We start from the raw sequence: 16,469 nt of genomic DNA, 5'->3' as shown, positions 1-16,469 counted from the left end.
TCAGTATTTAATATAAAACTACGTTTAATGACAGTGACCCTATTTGCTTTTGAGCGCTTTATGGTAGCATAAACAACTTTAGCGCAGATGATTGAAAAGAGCTCTTATGACAACCATAACCCCATTGCTTCTGATTACTGCTGATCCTAGCCACCCACTTGCCCATTTAGCGCTACGCTATGCACGCGCTTATCTCAAAAATACCGTCAATAATAAAGATACCTTAAACGTGTTTTTTTATGGCGATGCAGCTCATACTGCCAATGGTTTACGCTGGCAGTCGGCGGATCAAATTAATTTGACCAAAGAGTGGCAAACGCTCGCTGAGCAGTTCCAGTTAGCGCTGCCTGTCTGTGTCAGTACTGCACTCAGTCGCGGCATTAGCGACACGGATAACAGCAAACGCCATCAACTTAATGGTGACAACCTTGCCACCGGCTTTTCACTGGTCGGACTGAGTGAGCTGGCGATGATGATGCAAGGCGATTGCTGCTTGATGCAATTTTGATGACTTGCCGTGCAGACAGATTACATTTTATGATAATAACTATCAGCGACCAATTAGATTAGGAATTAACCATGAAATTATTAATTCAGCTGCTCACGCCGACTGAAATGGCCAGTTATGAAGGCTGTGCGCTTGCATTAACGCTAGCGACCTTTGGTCATGAAGTACAGCTGTATTTGGATGCGCCTGTTTTTGGCTTGTTGATGCAGCCTGCGTCGCGTTTGCATGGCATGATTCAGTCGCTTGAGCTATATGACATGCCAGCCGCTTGGCTACCTGACGATGTCTTTAGCGGGTGGGTCACGGGTATGCTGCCTATTGATTTGGCTTCACAATTGACATTGATACCTGAAGTGGTGAACGCTTCAGACTTTGAGCAAATACTACGCTTTTAGCCTCGCAAGTTTATTTGTAATACTTTAAATACTAGGGCTTGTCCTCATTTTAAAAATAGAGATGAGAATGAGGATACGCCTTATCCTAAATCTAGCAACGAATCGGACACTGTTATGGCAACTTTATATCAAATACACAGCACAATGGATATGCTCAGGCGCAGTGTCGATGAGATGTCACGGACATGGCGCACCGGTGACAGTATTCTCTTGCTTGGTAGCACCGTGGCTTTTATCAGTTGGCTTGATGCCTATTTGAGTGACAGTGAAATACAAGGCATCGCAAATATTTATGCCTTAGCCGATGATGTGGCGCAGCTGAGTACCAATACCAGTGCGAAGCTCAATCTAGAGACCAAGTTGAGTGGGCTGTTAACCGATGAAGAATGGGTCAATCTAACTCAGAATACCAATGCTAGTAATACCAGTGCTAATAATGCTGATGCTAATAATGCGGGGTTTGACAAAGTAGTGACCATCGCCCTATGAATAACGATAATACGATCAATCATGATATAACCAATCATGATATAACAGCGGCAATCAACGTTGAATTAGATCAAGACGGTCATTTATGTGACCATAATATCTGGACCCCTGATGTCGCTCAGCAATTGGCCAACACTCTAGAGGTGCATCTAGAAACTGAGCATTTACAAATTTTACAACAGGTACGGGCATTTTTTACTCAGTTTAATCACGCACCAGCCACGCGCCCACTGATTAAATGGTTACAGAAAACCTTGCCAGAGCATGATATCAGCAATCAGAAACTACAGCAGTTATTCAACACTGGCTTGGTTGCCCGCCATGTCAATCGCCTTGCCGGTCTGCCCAAACCACCCAACTGTTTATAAGATATATGGGATATATGATTGCTAAGGTGTTATGAATAGCGATGAATACCTGAATGTTGGATCATCGCCTGCAATCAGTAAAAAATGCACGGCTATTTTGGATCATATACCGTTAAGGTTTCATAACCGATACTACGACCTTCATCACCAGTGAAGCCTTGCTGACGCCATACCTCATACAGACATATCGCCACACTATTCGATAAGTTCAAACTGCGTGAATCAGCCAGCATAGGCAATCGCAACCAGTGATCAGCGCCGATATCTTCACGTATATCATCTGCCAAACCTGCTGTTTCAGAGCCAAATACTAAGGCGACATTAGGTATCTGCTCAGGCATCAGAGCACGATCAGATTCGGCAGCCATCTGTTGCCCACTAAAGTCATAGTCATAAAAAGGCTTGCTCAGTTTGGTGGTCAATGCTGTGACAATATGACAATCCGCTGCCTGTAGCGCCAGTTTTGCTGCCGCCCAATCATCATGTACTTGTAGGTGCGCATATTCATGATAATCCAAACCTGCACGCCGTAGCTTTTTATCATCAAGCTCAAACCCTAATGGCCTGACCAAGTGTAGCTGCGCGCCCGTGTTGGCACATAAGCGGATAATATTGCCCGTGTTACTAGGCATTTTGGGCGCTACCAACACAATATGGGTGGTCATATCGACTCCTTAAGTCGTCAAATCTGCGTATTATCGTCGATCCGAGATAACGTGGACAGACTCTACTAAAATGATGGTTATTTGAATTTCTGAGCAAAAGGTAATTAAAAGTTACAGTTTACTGCCAATAATTACATTTTGATACTTTGCACAGTTTTTAACTTTCACTATGATGTCTCTAACGGATATCGAGATAGTATTTATCAATTATTATCTTATCCAATAACCCCTCAGTGAGGCTTAAGCCTAATGCTTAGCATCACTGTTATTATTTATAACGACCCATTTTTGAGGATTCTATTATGAAAAAATTAATCATCGCATCTTTAACTGCTATGTTTGTTCTAACTGGTTGCAACACTTTTAAAGGTTTGGGCCAAGACGTATCAAGCGCTGGCGAAGCTGTTACTGGCGGCGCACAAGACGTACAAAATAAAATCTAAGTATTGATTTTTTTGCGTATTTGAAAGGCTTATCATTTATGTGATAAGCCTTTTTTTATGACTTTATTTTTCGATTGTGAAGACTGACATTAAAGACGCCGTGAATATCTCCAATTATAAGAAAGCTCGCAATATCTGATTGAGATAACGTTGACCCAATAGCGTTGGCTGTAGCCGCTCAGTATTGTCTACTAGTAATCCCTGAGCAATCAATTGCGCCACTTGTACAGCAATATCATCATCACTAAGCCCTGTCCTTGCGGTAAACATCGACCAAGCGACACCGTCATGTAGACGTAGCGCATTCAGCATAAACTCACTGACCAACTCCTCACTGTCAATTTCCTGCCAACCCACCATTTTTGGTGCGCTTTGTTTAACAGAAGAATCAGTGTTATCTTGATAATCCACATAATCTTTAGGCAGTCGTGACTTACTAAAACGATAAATACCAGAGTCTGCTAGCAAGTCATTCTTTAAGCCATTCTCTGTTAATGCTGATGCTTCATGAGCAATCGTTACTTTGCCATGCGCGCCCGCACCAATCGCTAGGTAGTCACCAAATTGCCAGTAATTAACATTGTGACAGCATGCCTGATCTGACGCGCCTGCCCACGCGGATACTTCGTAATTGCGGTAGCCCAACTGCTGCAACAACGCTTGACCTGCCTGCTCAATATCTGCCAAGTTATCCTCATCTGGTAAAATCGGCTGGCTACGGTAAAATACAGTATTGGGCTCAATCGTTAATTGATACCAAGAGATATGTGTCGCCCCAGCATCATGCGCCATCTGGATATCGTTCAGCGCCTCGTTCATCGTTTGCTGCGGCAGCCCATGCATCAAATCGACATTGACTCGCTCAAACCCAGCCTCGCGCGCCGCACGAATCGCTGACAATGCTTGTGCAGGGTCATGTATGCGACCAAGGGTTTTGAGCTTATCAGCCGCAAAACTTTGTACACCTATCGACAAACGATTGATACCCACCTCTAAATATTGAGCAAAAGGCGCATGCTCAAGCGTGCCCGGATTGGCTTCCATGGTCACTTCAATGCCATCAGCAAACTTAAAGATGTTACGTAGGCCAGTAAACAATCGCTGGTATTGTACAATGGGTAGCAGTGAAGGCGTACCACCACCGATAAAAACCGAACTGATTTCACGCTCTCGGGTTAACGACTGCTGCATGGCGGCATCTGACAGCAGCGCATCCACATATTCGTCATACATAGATAGCTGCATATCCATCGGCAGCTCATGCGAATTAAAATCACAATAAGGGCATTTTTTGACACACCACGGGATATGAATATAAAGCGCCAGTGGGATGGCGCTTACCTGTATCCCACTCGCAGTATTATTAGAGATGCTGAGATTATCAGAAAAATGAGCAGGTGTAATATTTGACATAAACGAAGGTATCTATAAAAAAGGTTACATAAATGGATGACTGCTGTCACTAGCAGAAAGTAGCGCTAGGATAACGGCTAATGTGATTAAAAAAAAGGCTATCTTAAAGAAAAGCCGATCAATAACAAAACCAGTCACAAACATCCATGTTAACCCTGTACTTTTATAGGCAAAATAGTGAAGAATGATGGCATAAAATGACATTGTATTAAATGACATTGCATATAGTGATATTGCAAATAATGAATGGCTGAGAATGATAAATAGGATAAAGATATGGCTTATTGGTTAATGAAGTCCAACCCCAAGTTTTTTGGTATTGGTGATTTGCAACGCCTAGAGACCGACAGTTGGGATGGTGTGCGTAATTACCGCGCTCGTAACTTCATGCGTGACGAGATGCAGGTCGGCGACAAGGTGTTCTTTTATCACTCTAGCGCTAAGCCGTCTGGCGTCGCTGGCATCATGACGGTAAGCGAAGCAGGCTACCCTGACCCTTGCCAGTTCCATCCTGAGCACCGTCATTACGATCCTATTGCCACCGAAGATGAGCCACGCTGGTATATGGTAGACGTCACTTTTGAGCAAGCATTTATTGATATTCTACCACTATCAGCCCTTAAATTTTTACCCGCACTTGAGGATTCATTATTAATGAGAAAAGGCTGTGAGCAACTTACCGTGATTCCACTAGACGCCAAACACTGGTACGCCATTATGGATATGGCAGAAACCCTTCATCTGCTATCTGAGCAACCAGTGGTTAGATAGTAACGATTGAGTAAGGTTTTTAGTGTTATCAACGAACATTTATTGATGCGCTGTCTGCAAAAAATTTGCTATATTTGCGATTTATGCTCAACAATTCATTTCTCGATTTTCTTTATCACACCTTTATCCCCATTATCAGGACCCGCTTATGAGCGCACCCAAACTACTATTATCTGTATTAACTGTCAGCATGTTCAGTCTGACCCTTAGCGCCTGTGGCAGTGACGGGGACAAGGTCAAAGAGGAATATGACCGAATAGAAGATCAGGTGAAAGATGAATATGATCGTGTGGAAGACAAGGTCAAAGAGAAGTATAAAGAAGTCGAAGATAAGCTGAGCGATGACGAAAAATCCATGGCTGAGATTTTGGAGTCGGTATTTTTACCAGAAGAATCACTCGATAATTTCTTGGATAAAATAACCCCAGAAGGCGGTCGCGGCGGTTTATATGTCGGACACTTTATTGAGATTGACGATGGTGACAGCGACGATATCGATATCGGTGCCGTCTACTTTGATATCAGTAAAGATGGCGCTGGCAGCGTCGATGGTAGCGTTAGTTATCAGCAGCAAGCCTGCCAAGAAAATAACACTTTGGGTATCAACTCAGCCATCAAGGTTGACAACTATATCGCGGGTAAAATAACAGGCAGTCTCGATACGTTAGCATTCTTAGACATTAAGTATGTCAATGATTTGGGCGTAGAAACACCAAACTTATTAACCACTTTTGCGGGGAGCTTTGAGGAAAAAGAAGCAGGATCACCTTGGAGAGGTAGCTTTGAGTATCAGGATGGCCTCGGCGGTAAAAAACTAACCAGTAGCGAAAAAAATTGCAACGTCACCTACACCATCAGCGATCGCTCTAATTTTAAGACGTACCCACTTGATTATAGTCTGGGCAAAATGACTCTTGATGTCATCGGTAATGGCAGTCAAAAGACCGTCACTTGGCAAAATCCTGCCAATACCAAGTATTTACTGGTCAGCCAAATTGATGTCAACAAAGCCGAGTCTGGTGCCAACGGCTATGTGCAGAATGTGATATTAAGTAATCTTGAAACACAGTTTGCCCCTGTCATTCCAGCCATGTCCACCAATTACGTGATTGTCGTGCAAGCATTTGATGCCAATAATACCTTGATTGGCTATCAAGCGGTGGTGCAAGATTTACCTGAGTCGCTATAAATGCCTGCTGATGTGCCTATAAGTTAGAATGGTTATCTTCAAGTGCTCACTCTCTTGAATCGATTACCTTTCACAGTCAGTTTTTAAGATCAATACAACGCTTTTAAAGCGTTGACATCATAGCGTGGCTTCTTTACCATTCTATTTATTTATGACCTGTCAATCCACTGCTTGGATTGACGGGTTATTTTTATTTTTGTGCCTGACTTTTTTTTGCATACTCTGTCTATATAGGCTTGCTCATATTATTTATCGGAGTATTATCGTCGGCACCACTCCCCCTTTTACATCCATCCAAAAAACTGGATTGGCTTGGTTAAATTTGTTTAGGGCGTGTCCTCATTCTCATTTGCTTTTCTGCTCAAGTTTTTGGTCATGGTATGACCGTCTCGCTATTGTTTTGTTGATGGCAATATTTGCTCATCTATCATAATTACCGCAAAGAATAAAAAGTTGCTCACTATGGTTTTCCCATTATCTTTTAGAGATTTTAAAAGCTACAGCTTACGCTTAGGCGTGCTCGCGCTTCCTATTTTAATTACTCAGTTTTGCCAAGCAGCTCTTGGTGTGGTCGATGCTATCATGGCAGGTCAAGTCTCCGCGCTTGATTTGGCGGCCGTCGCCGTTGGCTCTGGTATTTGGCTGCCGCTGTTTTTATTAGCCACTGGTATTTTAATCGCCACCACCCCTCTTATTGGTGAGGCGATTGGTCAAAATAAGCACCATCAAGTACCGCATATCACGCAGCAGTCTTTATGGACCGCCAGTGTCATTGGTATTATGGGCTTTATCATCGTTAATTTAGCACCCAATGTACTTGGGGTCATGGGTGTGCCTGAAAATATCCAACCGATAGCAACACAGTATTTGCATGGCGTGTCGTTTGGTTTTCCCGCTCTGGCTGTCTATGCGGTACTACGCAGTTATTGCGAAGCACTTGGGCGACCTGAGCCGGTGACAGTGATTAGTATTATCGGACTACTTGCCGATATTCCTCTTAACTATATTTTTATCCACGGTCTGTTTGGCATGCCCGAAATGGGCGGCGCAGGCTGCGGGGTCGCAACGGCTATTGTGTTATGGATAAATGTTTTATTACTGGCGGCTTATACCAGCTTTACTAAGCGACAGCAGTTTGCCAGCACGCGCTTCTTTTATGCCTTTGCCAGTCCTAATCGTGAACAGATTAAAAAGCTCCTTAAACTTGGTATTCCGATTGGTATCTCTATCTTTTTTGAAGCCAGTTTGTTCAGCTTGGGCGCTCTTGTTATCAGTCCATTAGGTGAGCTAGCAACCGCATCGCATCAGGTGGCATTAGCAGTGACTTCCCAGCTGTTTATGATTCCGATATCGGTCGCGATGGCACTGACAATAATGGTATCCAATCGTTTTGGCGAAAAAAACCTCATGGCGTTACGTCAAGTGCAAGCCACTGGTCTTATCTGGACAGTATTGATTGCACTCACGTGTATGCTTGGTATTTGGCTATTTAGGCCGCAATTGGCAGCCGCATTCTCTGATAACCCAGCCGTTATCACGCAATCTATGCATTTACTTATTTTTGCCCTTGGTTATCAGCTGTTCGATGGCTGGCAAGTCAACGTCGCTGGTATATTGCGCGGCATGCAAGACACCACGATCCCAATGTGGGTCACATTGTTCTGTTACTGGCTGGTGGCATTGCCACTCGGTGTTTATTTGGTGCGCTTCACCGATATAGGCGCACAAGGGTTTTGGATGGCATTAATCACGGGTTTATTCTTATCGTCTATTCTACTTACCCTACGCCTGCGCTACCAACAAAAGCGTCTGACGGCGATGTGGGGTTAATGCATCAGCTATACTGATGTAAATGCAGTATCTACTAACCATGACTAGCGCTACATGGTCACATAGACTATGATAAATCATTAAGCATTTCTTACTCGTAAGAAATGCTTACGTCATAATATGTAAAAAAACTCAGTTAACAACTGTACATCGATTGCTCATTGCCATGAATATAGGTATCATTAGCAATTACCTACACAATATTTAGTTACACTATTTCTTGAAATTAGTAGAAGGCAAAATTAAAACTATGGATATTGAAAAAATACGCACCCTAATCGCCCTCATGGAAGAAAGTGAACTGGTTAATTTAGAAATCAGCTCAGATGATGAACACATCAGCTTAACTCGTCACTATGATGCGCCTGCACCGACCATGATGGCCGCACCTGCTGCTGGCATTGCCCCTATCACTGCTGAAGCAAAGCCAGCGGTAAAAGCGGGTAGCGTTGAGACATCGCCGATGGTTGGTGTTTATTACTCAGCACCTAGCCCTAATGACCCGCCATTCGTAAAGGTCGGACAAAAGGTGCAAGCTGGTGACACATTGGGCATCATCGAAGCCATGAAAATTATGAATCCTCTTGAGGCAACGCAAAGTGGTGTCGTTGACGAAATCTTAGTCGATAACTCTGAAGTGGTACAGTTTGGTCAACCCGTCATACGCTATAGAGCTTAACGACACTGTTTACCAACCTTTACCTCATTATGATAGAGATTTCGTTATCATTTGGCATTTTAGCTTGAGTTATTTTATCTTTATTGTAGCTCAATTTAATGGTGCCTAAAATAACGACTCTATCAATGACCGCCGCTTCGACAAGGATGACCCCATGATAAAAAAACTGCTCATCGCCAATAGAGGTGAGATTGCCCTACGTATCGTTCGAGCCTGCAAAGCCCTTGGCATAGAGACCGTCGGTGTCTACTCCACAGCTGATGCAAACTTGATGCACCTGCGCTTTGTTGATGAGGCAATCTGTATTGGCAAACCCAATGCCAATCAAAGCTATCTTGATATCAATACTATTTTAACCGCAGCTGAAATCACTGGTGCCGACGCTATCCATCCGGGTTATGGTTTTTTGGCTGAAAATGCTGAATTCGCTGAACGCGTCGAAGAAGCAGGTCTCACTTTCGTTGGTCCTAATGCTGACCATATTCGATTAATGGGCAATAAAGTCTCTGCCATTAATGCGATGAAAAAAGCTGGTGTACCGACCGTCCCTGGTTCAGTGGGCGCGGTAACGTTGCATAATGCTGAAGAGCAAGCACGCCATATCGGCTTCCCGTTATTGATTAAAGCCGCTTCTGGCGGCGGCGGTCGCGGTATGCGCGTGGTTGAGCGCTTCGAAGAAGTCATTGGTCAAGTACAGGCTGCTAAGCAAGAAGCTGAGCTGTGGTTTGGCGATGATACCGTGTATATGGAACGCTACCTACAAAATCCGCGCCACGTAGAGATACAAGTGCTTGGCGATGGCAACGGTAATGCCATTCACTTATATGATCGAGATTGTTCATTGCAACGTCGCCACCAAAAAGTATTAGAGGAAGCCCCTGCGCCTGATATCCCTGACGATGTACGTCAGCCTATCTTGGACGCTTGCGTCAAAGCATGTGAGTTGGTGAAATATCGCGGTGCGGGTACTTTTGAGTTTTTATTTGAAAATAATGAATACTTTTTTATTGAGATGAATACTCGTGTGCAAGTTGAGCATCCGGTAACTGAGATGATTACTGGCATCGACGTGGTCGTCGAACAGCTAAAAATCGCAGCAGGCTACGGTTTGTCTTATCGTCAAAGCGAGATTGAGATTCAAGGCCATGCCATTGAATGTCGTATCAATGCTGAAGATCCAGCCACCTTTATGCCTTGTCCTGGTACAGTCACTCAGTTATTTGCCCCCAGTGGTGCTGGTGTACGCTTTGACTCGCACCTCTACCCGGGCTACGAGATTCCAAGCTATTATGACTCATTGATTGGCAAGCTTATTTGCCATGGTCAAACGCGCCAGCAAGCTGTCTCTAAAACGCTACATGCACTCGATGAATTGGTGATTGAGGGTATTAAGACCAATATCCCGCTGCATCGCGATGTCATTTTGGCAGATGACAATTTTATTCACGAAGCACAAAATATTCATTACCTTGAAAGAGAGCTTCTAACTGGCAATAAAAAGAAGGCGGATGTATAACCTGCTTTGATTTTTGTCAAACATAAAAAAAACCGCTACCTATTTAGATAGCGGTTTTTTATGTTTCTATTTTAGAAAAAGTGGTTTTAAGTTTTATAAATAAAGAAAATGCTACGGTAACACTCTATTAAAATTCATAAAGCATTCATTACCATCAGGATCCGCACACCATTGCATTTGGTTGCCATCGTGATTTAAAAACGCAATCAACGCTTCGTCAGTTTGGTCGATTTGGTTACCTGAACAATCTACCTCGTTATTGTCATAGACTGTTTTTAGCGCAATAATGGGCAGCCCTTCTTCTCGGTGCGTGATTAGGTAACGACCATATGTCCACTCTTTGCCACTCACTGCCCACATCTCATTATCAGCCGCAAAATTATATAGCTCGCGGCACTGATTTGCTTTTTTGGCAGAGGCCGTTAACTGGTTGTTAGTATTTGGCTTAATATTAAGGACGCGCTTTTCACTTTGCACAAGGACACCGCCTTCTGTGCCCGCAGTCACTTCTGGCTCATCACTTTTTGTCTGTTTCAGCTCTTTTGCTGCAGCTTGTCTGGCTTTTGCTTCTTTGGTCATCGTGATACTACTGTCTAAGTCGATTTCCCATTGTCCTGCGATAGCTGGGCTGATATGAGTGGTAATAGTCGGTTTAGTGACCACCTCGCCATTTACTGGCAATGACGCCAAAATAGCAGCCAATGAAAATGAAGCAAGTGAGATAGGTTCCATAATTAACCTTTTGTTTATAATAATATAATATGAGTTATGTACATTAGCGTAAGTCTTAGACATCAAAAACACAAGTAACATTATGCTATTAGTCGCGATGCTTTAACCAACTGCAAGATAGGTGATAGTTATAAATGTCTACTTTCTGCATATAGACTGTCGTTTTTCATGCAAAAAATAACGCCATCGCTTTACTTGCCAAAGACAAGAAGCGACAGCGTTATAGCGACAAGTTATTAAGACGATCATAAAAACATTAAGCAGTGGCAGTACTCACTGCTTGAGCAAACGCTGATAATGCGCCTTTAAGCATTGCTGATACAGTACTACTGCAACTGCCAATACCAGAATAAACTTCACCATCTACATTTAGTTGGATATAAGCCGCCGCATTCGCATTAGTTTTGTTGTCATTATTGGTATCATCATCGATGCCATCACCGCTATTGTGCTGCGGATTAATCGCATGCTCAGCGTAGTTGATGACATGTATCGATTTACCAGTGTGCTGGGCAAGGCCGTCAATAAACGATGATAATGGACCATTACCAGTGCCATCAATATTAATAATGTCCCCATTCATTTGTACTTGACCAGTAAAGTAGACTTCACCGCCTTTATTATTGACCGTATAATCTAACAGCTCAAAACTGCCTTGCTGTAGATACGTATCTTCAAAGGTTTGTAAGATTTCATCATTCTGCAATTCACGAGCAGCTGATTCAGCTTGCTTCTGTACCACACCGCTGAAGTCAATTTGCATCCAGCGCGGCAAATTAAAGCCATAGTTGCGCTGCAAGATATAAGCCACACCGCCTTTACCAGACTGGCTATTGATACGTACCACATCCTGATAACTACGACCAATATGCGCCGGATCAATTGGCAAGTAAGCCACATCCCAAACGTTATCCGTCTCGTTTTGATGCTTTTCGTTATAATCGAGAGATTTTTTGATGGCATCTTGATGTGAGCCACTAAAGGCCGTAAAGACCAATTCGCCGACGTATGGATGACGCGGATGTAAGGGCAAATTGTTACATTCGCTGACCACTTGTACAATTTCGCTCATGTTACTAAAATCAAGCTCTGGATCGATACCTTGGCTAAACAGATTCATCGCCATGACCATGATATCCATATTACCCGTGCGCTCACCGTTACCCAATAGCGTACCTTCGATACGATCGGCACCCGCTAACATCCCAAGCTCTGCTGCTGCAACCGCACAGCCACGGTCATTATGTGTATGCAAGCTGATAATGACATGCTCGCGCTGGGCAAGATGACGGCAGAAATACTCCACTTGATCGGCAAAAACATTGGGCATAGACGCTTCAACCGTCGCTGGCAAGTTTAAAATCACTTCCTGCCCTTGTTGTGGTTGCCATACTTCACAGACCGCATCACAGACTTCTACTGCATATTCAGTTTCTGTTTGACTAAAGCTCTCTGGTGAATACTGGAATACCCATTCCGTCTCAGGATACTGTGCCGCATACTGCTGTAATAGCTTGGCACCAGTGATGGCAATTTCTTTAATCTCAGCTTTGTCTTTACCGTAGACCTTTTCACGTTGTACACGGCAGGTTGAATTATAAACATGGACAATCGCACGCTTCGCGCCTTTCAATGACTCAAACGTACGAGCGATCAAATGCTCACGAGCCTGTACCAATACCTGCAAAGTTACATCGTCTGGGACATGATTTTCTTCGATAAGTTTGCGAGCAAAATCAAACTCAACCTGCGCCGCTGATGGAAAGCCAATTTCAATCTCTTTAAAACCAACCTCAACCAACGTTTTAAAAAAACGCATTTTTTGTTCGATCGTCATCGGATCAATCAGTGCTTGGTTGCCATCACGCAGATCCACACTTGCCCAGATTGGTGACTTTTCAATCGTTTTGCTCGGCCAAGTACGATCTGACAGCGATGGCGCAAAAGCAAATGGACGGTACTTTTTATAATCAAAAGCAGCATTTTTGGGTGTAATCTTTGCAGTCGTTGAGGCTACAGTGCGTTTGGCTTGGTCAGACATAATCAATCCTTAGATGATATGGGAATTTATGTTTTTAGCTGGACGGCTGGTGATTAGATCAATGTTTATCATACGAGATAACCAATGTTTATACCATAATAATATCAGAGTTTATGCAATAGAAATCAGCTTTCTTTTATAATATATCGCGCTATTTTAGTGAAAAAGTACAATTTACTCAGTATAATTAGATGAATTCACTAATAAAGCAACAGATCATGCCAAACAGTCATCTGGATAGTCCACATTTAGCCGATATTGATGAGATCGATCGACAGCTCTTGCGCGTATTGCAAACTCAGGCACGTATGAGTATCACCGAGCTTGCCGAACGCGTCAACCTGTCAGCCACGCCTTGTGCACGCCGTATTAAACGCTTAGAAGATGCTGGTATTATCACGGGTTATCACACCAAAACGGATGCGCAAAAACTTGGCTACCCGCTCGCCGTCTTTATCGCGATTAGTATGGATCGCCATACGGCTGAACGCTTTGAGCAATTTGAGCGTAAGATTCAGAGCTTTGATGAAGTCATTAGCTGTAGCATTGTCACGGGTCGTACGGAAGACTACCTTATCAAGGTAAGAGTACGCGATATGGCACATTATGAGGAGTTTTTATTACATAGGCTCAATCGTATCGAAGGTGTCGCTCAAGTGCATACCAGTTTTGAGCTGCGAGAAATATTTAATCGTAGTGTGGTTTAAATGGTAGTCGGTGGCTGTCGACGAAACAATAGCAACAGCACCAATCCAACCATCAATCCAGCGGCGGCAACGAGTAACCCTGCATTGAAATTGTCGTCCTGCCCTGCCAATGCTACCGTCACCAATGGTCCCAAGAATTGACCCAATGCATAAGCCAAAGTTGCCAATCCTATCAGCAAATTTGAGTAAGCAGGATTGATATTTTTAATCAAAGTGAGCGTCATCGATACCATACCCACAAAGGTCAAACCTAAAATAGCAGCATTGCCGTACAAACCAATAGCGCCGCCGAACCATATGGGCAAGCACATCCCAAATGCTTGTAATATCGTTAAGCCTATTAACGTTTTAATTTCACCAATTCGCTTGGCAAGTGCGCCCCACAGTGGATTTGATAACATCGCAAACACACCAACGACTAGCCAAATGAGCAATCCAGCATACGTCTGCGTCGTGAGGCGCTGTGCTGCCATTACTGGCAAAAAAGTCGCAGAGGTAATATAACCAAAGCCTGCCAGTATATAGCTCGCTGATAGCAAAGCAATAGCCTTACGATGACCAGCAATGGCCTCATACAAAGCGCGCTTAAAGCTCAAATAGGTTTGATGCACTGACACGTGCTGTTTAGGATCAGTCCGCAGCGAGACGGAACCCTGTGCTTGTCTTGGTTTTACCGCATAGAGTAGCCATACCAGAGGTAAGCTTGTAAAGCCTGCTACTAACCAAATGACATCAAAATGATAGCCCAATATTAACAACCACCACGTCAGTATGGCAGAGGCACTGATGCCCACACCAATACCTGCGTAGTGTACTGCCGACAGTACAGAGCGGCGTTCAGGACTTAAGCTTTGAATCACAAACGATGAGCTCAAAATCATCGCTACCCCGCTTGCAATACCTGCGATTAGACGAATGAGATACCATACAGTTAATGACATATCAGGTACGACAAGTAGCATCGTTGTGACGACACTTACAATCGCCCACAGTGTCAGCGCTTGCCACGTCGAGCGCTGAGGCACAAACATGGCGATGAGGGCACCGATAAAATAACCGATGTAATTGATAGAGGCAAGCCAGCCTGCAATCGTCGTTGAAATCGACAGTTGCACCATAATATCGGGCAAGGTGGCAGTAAAGAGGAAGCGTCCATAGCCCATGACGACTGCCATGCAGTACATACCGATACAGGCAATGGCAGCTTCATTGGTAATATGAGGAAAAGCACGGCTTTTGAGAGCAGTCATCATGACAGAGCCATTTTTGCGGCAATTAGCACACAATCCTTTGTGTTAGAGCATTCAAGAGCAGCGGCGGATTAATAATCAAACATACAAGCGAAAACTACGATACGTTTACTGTTGGCGGCATGGTCACATCTGTTTCTGTGTGTCCTAGCATTTGTACGCGTTGATCACTAAACATATCCATATCAGGTGCCAGCGTACGCATAAAACGATCAAAATACAGCATCTGCTTGGTCAATAAAGCAAAGTCACGTGGGAAATGTATGCCATGGCGCTTACCGACTTCTACAATCTCAAGCATCATTTTATTTAGCTCATCGGCTTGCTCTTTACTATTAAAAGGCACACCACTGGTAAAGGATTTGTCCTCCGCCATAATAGTCTTCATCATACGCTGCAAATCATTACCCAATGCCACTACATCGACTTCATTGCCACCATGAGTCATTTCCATATCAATCATATGGCGCGCCATCGCTTGATAGTCACTGTCCTGCATGGCTTGCATCATACCCATGCACGCACGCCAACTCTCAGCTTTTAGCTTACCGACAATACCAAAATCCAAGAAGCCAATACGACCATCGGTTAATAGCATCAAATTGCCCGCATGCAGGTCAGCATGGAAACTGTTGCACAGCATGAGACTGGCAAACCACGTATTCAAGGTATCCGCCATGACTTGCGCAGGATCAGCACAATACTGACGCATGAGCGACTCATCGACCATAGATACGCCGTACAAGCGGCTCATAGTTAGTACACGCTTGGTCGTCAGCTCTTCATATACTTTGGGTGCTACCACGCGCGTATTACCTGATACGGCTAAGAACTGCTGAAAATCGCGGATGTTTTGTGCCTCAGCGATAAAGTCCGTCTCGGCAAGCATACGCAGACGAATCTCATCGATAATCGGTGCAATACTGGCAAACTTCATCGACGGCATCAGAATCTCAAGTAACTTAGTCACCCCATGCAATACGCCCAAATCCGTTTGCATAATGGTCTCGACGTCAGGCTTTTGCACCTTTAATACGACTTCATCGCCATTATGCAACCGTGCCGCATGCACTTGAGCAATAGAGGCTGACGCTAGTGGCTTTGAGTCGATATGGGCGAACTTATCATCAAGCGTCATGCCATCAACGGCCAACTCTTCTTTCAATACCTGCTCGATATAAGCGTAAGACAGTGGCGTGGTCTGATCCAAACAGCTCTGGAAAGCTTTTACATATTCGCGTGGAAACAGTGACGGCGTACTGGCGATAAACTGACCAATCTTGATATAAGTCGTGCCCAACTGCTCAAACGTTTCTTTTAATAATGTGGCATCAGGCTTTTCACCTTTTGCCACTCTCAGCGCAGATAAACCTGCCACGCTGGCTGTTTGGCGAACACGGTTCATGACATTGAAGGTATGCTTTAATAAATGCGGACGATGAATTTTCATAAAAAACAACTATAGTCATAAGA

17 protein-coding genes are annotated in these 16,469 nt (G+C 43.9%); 11 read left to right on the top strand and 6 right to left on the bottom strand.

The window, feature by feature from the left end:
- Positions 1-106 precede the first annotated feature (106 nt).
- The 4 genes from tusD to Q6344_06085 all read left to right on the top strand — a co-directional run bounded on the left by tusD (position 107) and on the right by Q6344_06085 (position 1,760).
- Complete coding sequence (gene tusD / locus Q6344_06100; GenBank protein WLG14904.1) at positions 107-508, top strand: sulfurtransferase complex subunit TusD; 402 nt, start codon at positions 107-109, stop codon at positions 506-508.
- Between the two features lie 71 nt (positions 509-579).
- The gene (locus Q6344_06095; protein WLG14903.1) at positions 580-903 is read left to right on the top strand and encodes a hypothetical protein; all 324 of its coding nucleotides are present in this window, start codon (positions 580-582) and stop codon (positions 901-903) included.
- 114 nt (positions 904-1,017) lie between these two features.
- Positions 1,018-1,392 (top strand): hypothetical protein, encoded by a 375-nt coding sequence (locus Q6344_06090; GenBank protein WLG14902.1) that lies wholly within the window; start codon positions 1,018-1,020, stop codon positions 1,390-1,392.
- Positions 1,393-1,445: 53 nt separating this feature from the next.
- Positions 1,446-1,760: a TusE/DsrC/DsvC family sulfur relay protein gene (locus Q6344_06085; GenBank protein ID WLG15157.1), complete on the top strand. Its 315-nt coding sequence runs from the start codon at positions 1,446-1,448 to the stop codon at positions 1,758-1,760.
- Between the two features lie 92 nt (positions 1,761-1,852).
- Here the strand turns inward: Q6344_06085 and Q6344_06080 are convergent, their stop codons facing one another.
- Positions 1,853-2,425 (bottom strand): tRNA (cytidine(34)-2'-O)-methyltransferase, encoded by a 573-nt coding sequence (locus Q6344_06080; GenBank protein WLG14901.1) that lies wholly within the window; start codon positions 2,423-2,425, stop codon positions 1,853-1,855.
- 302 nt (positions 2,426-2,727) lie between these two features.
- Between Q6344_06080 and Q6344_06075 the strand changes: the two genes are divergently transcribed.
- Complete coding sequence (locus Q6344_06075) at positions 2,728-2,868, top strand: entericidin A/B family lipoprotein (protein ID WLG14900.1); 141 nt, start codon at positions 2,728-2,730, stop codon at positions 2,866-2,868.
- Positions 2,869-2,982: 114 nt separating this feature from the next.
- Here the strand turns inward: Q6344_06075 and hemW are convergent, their stop codons facing one another.
- Positions 2,983-4,281: a radical SAM family heme chaperone HemW gene (gene hemW, locus Q6344_06070; GenBank protein ID WLG14899.1), complete on the bottom strand. Its 1,299-nt coding sequence runs from the start codon at positions 4,279-4,281 to the stop codon at positions 2,983-2,985.
- 276 nt (positions 4,282-4,557) lie between these two features.
- Here hemW and Q6344_06065 point away from each other — a divergent pair, with 276 nt between their 5' ends.
- From Q6344_06065 to accC, 5 genes are all read left to right on the top strand, one after another.
- Complete coding sequence (locus tag Q6344_06065; GenBank protein ID WLG14898.1) at positions 4,558-5,052, top strand: EVE domain-containing protein; 495 nt, start codon at positions 4,558-4,560, stop codon at positions 5,050-5,052.
- 148 nt (positions 5,053-5,200) lie between these two features.
- Complete coding sequence (locus Q6344_06060; GenBank protein ID WLG14897.1) at positions 5,201-6,241, top strand: hypothetical protein; 1,041 nt, start codon at positions 5,201-5,203, stop codon at positions 6,239-6,241.
- A gap of 462 nt (positions 6,242-6,703) precedes the next feature.
- Complete coding sequence (locus Q6344_06055; GenBank protein ID WLG14896.1) at positions 6,704-8,071, top strand: MATE family efflux transporter; 1,368 nt, start codon at positions 6,704-6,706, stop codon at positions 8,069-8,071.
- A gap of 250 nt (positions 8,072-8,321) precedes the next feature.
- Positions 8,322-8,750 (top strand): acetyl-CoA carboxylase biotin carboxyl carrier protein, encoded by a 429-nt coding sequence (gene accB / locus Q6344_06050; GenBank protein ID WLG14895.1) that lies wholly within the window; start codon positions 8,322-8,324, stop codon positions 8,748-8,750.
- A 154-nt stretch (positions 8,751-8,904) separates the two neighbouring features.
- Positions 8,905-10,266, top strand: coding sequence for an acetyl-CoA carboxylase biotin carboxylase subunit (accC, locus tag Q6344_06045; protein WLG14894.1), 1,362 nt, complete (start codon positions 8,905-8,907; stop codon positions 10,264-10,266).
- A 111-nt stretch (positions 10,267-10,377) separates the two neighbouring features.
- On the opposite strand, the gene Q6344_06040 is transcribed toward accC, so the two are convergent.
- Both Q6344_06040 and leuA read right to left on the bottom strand, forming a co-directional pair.
- Positions 10,378-10,998: a hypothetical protein gene (locus Q6344_06040; GenBank protein WLG14893.1), complete on the bottom strand. Its 621-nt coding sequence runs from the start codon at positions 10,996-10,998 to the stop codon at positions 10,378-10,380.
- 256 nt (positions 10,999-11,254) lie between these two features.
- On the bottom strand, positions 11,255-13,039 hold the full coding sequence (gene leuA, locus Q6344_06035) for a 2-isopropylmalate synthase (GenBank protein WLG14892.1): 1,785 nt from the start codon (positions 13,037-13,039) through the stop codon (positions 11,255-11,257).
- 218 nt (positions 13,040-13,257) lie between these two features.
- On the opposite strand from leuA, the gene Q6344_06030 reads away from it, so the two are divergent.
- Entirely contained in the window at positions 13,258-13,746 is a 489-nt protein-coding gene (locus Q6344_06030) for an Lrp/AsnC family transcriptional regulator (GenBank protein ID WLG14891.1), read from the top strand.
- Here the strand turns inward: Q6344_06030 and Q6344_06025 are convergent.
- Both Q6344_06025 and Q6344_06020 read right to left on the bottom strand, forming a co-directional pair.
- A complete protein-coding gene (locus Q6344_06025) occupies positions 13,743-14,999 on the bottom strand; it encodes a YbfB/YjiJ family MFS transporter (protein ID WLG14890.1) in 1,257 nt (418 codons plus the stop codon). The two genes, Q6344_06030 and Q6344_06025, sit on opposite strands and share 4 nt — an antisense overlap.
- Before the next feature lie 94 nt (positions 15,000-15,093).
- Positions 15,094-16,446: an AarF/ABC1/UbiB kinase family protein gene (locus Q6344_06020; GenBank protein WLG14889.1), complete on the bottom strand. Its 1,353-nt coding sequence runs from the start codon at positions 16,444-16,446 to the stop codon at positions 15,094-15,096.
- Positions 16,447-16,469: the final 23 nt, after the last annotated feature.

Source organism: Psychrobacter cibarius (assembly GCA_030686115.1).
GTDB lineage: Bacteria > Pseudomonadota > Gammaproteobacteria > Pseudomonadales > Moraxellaceae > Psychrobacter > Psychrobacter cibarius_C.
Note: the sequence above shows the minus strand (reverse complement) of the source record. Positions and strands in the feature narration are given on the sequence as shown.

Excerpts from the sequence above, each read along its gene's own strand:
- tusD (WLG14904.1), top strand. The coding sequence starts at position 107 with ATGACAACCATAACCCCATTGCTTCTGATTACTGCTGATCCTAGCCAC.
- Q6344_06095 (WLG14903.1), top strand. The coding sequence starts at position 580 with ATGAAATTATTAATTCAGCTGCTCACGCCGACTGAAATGGCCAGTTAT.
- Q6344_06090 (WLG14902.1), top strand. The coding sequence starts at position 1,018 with ATGGCAACTTTATATCAAATACACAGCACAATGGATATGCTCAGGCGC.
- Q6344_06080 (WLG14901.1), bottom strand. The coding sequence starts at position 2,425 with ATGACCACCCATATTGTGTTGGTAGCGCCCAAAATGCCTAGTAACACG.
- Q6344_06075 (WLG14900.1), top strand. The coding sequence starts at position 2,728 with ATGAAAAAATTAATCATCGCATCTTTAACTGCTATGTTTGTTCTAACT.
- hemW (WLG14899.1), bottom strand. The coding sequence starts at position 4,281 with ATGTCAAATATTACACCTGCTCATTTTTCTGATAATCTCAGCATCTCT.
- Q6344_06065 (WLG14898.1), top strand. The coding sequence starts at position 4,558 with ATGGCTTATTGGTTAATGAAGTCCAACCCCAAGTTTTTTGGTATTGGT.
- Q6344_06060 (WLG14897.1), top strand. The coding sequence starts at position 5,201 with ATGAGCGCACCCAAACTACTATTATCTGTATTAACTGTCAGCATGTTC.
- Q6344_06055 (WLG14896.1), top strand. The coding sequence starts at position 6,704 with ATGGTTTTCCCATTATCTTTTAGAGATTTTAAAAGCTACAGCTTACGC.
- accB (WLG14895.1), top strand. The coding sequence starts at position 8,322 with ATGGATATTGAAAAAATACGCACCCTAATCGCCCTCATGGAAGAAAGT.
- accC (WLG14894.1), top strand. The coding sequence starts at position 8,905 with ATGATAAAAAAACTGCTCATCGCCAATAGAGGTGAGATTGCCCTACGT.
- Q6344_06040 (WLG14893.1), bottom strand. The coding sequence starts at position 10,998 with ATGGAACCTATCTCACTTGCTTCATTTTCATTGGCTGCTATTTTGGCG.
- leuA (WLG14892.1), bottom strand. The coding sequence starts at position 13,039 with ATGTCTGACCAAGCCAAACGCACTGTAGCCTCAACGACTGCAAAGATT.
- Q6344_06030 (WLG14891.1), top strand. The coding sequence starts at position 13,258 with ATGCCAAACAGTCATCTGGATAGTCCACATTTAGCCGATATTGATGAG.
- Q6344_06025 (WLG14890.1), bottom strand. The coding sequence starts at position 14,999 with ATGATGACTGCTCTCAAAAGCCGTGCTTTTCCTCATATTACCAATGAA.
- Q6344_06020 (WLG14889.1), bottom strand. The coding sequence starts at position 16,446 with ATGAAAATTCATCGTCCGCATTTATTAAAGCATACCTTCAATGTCATG.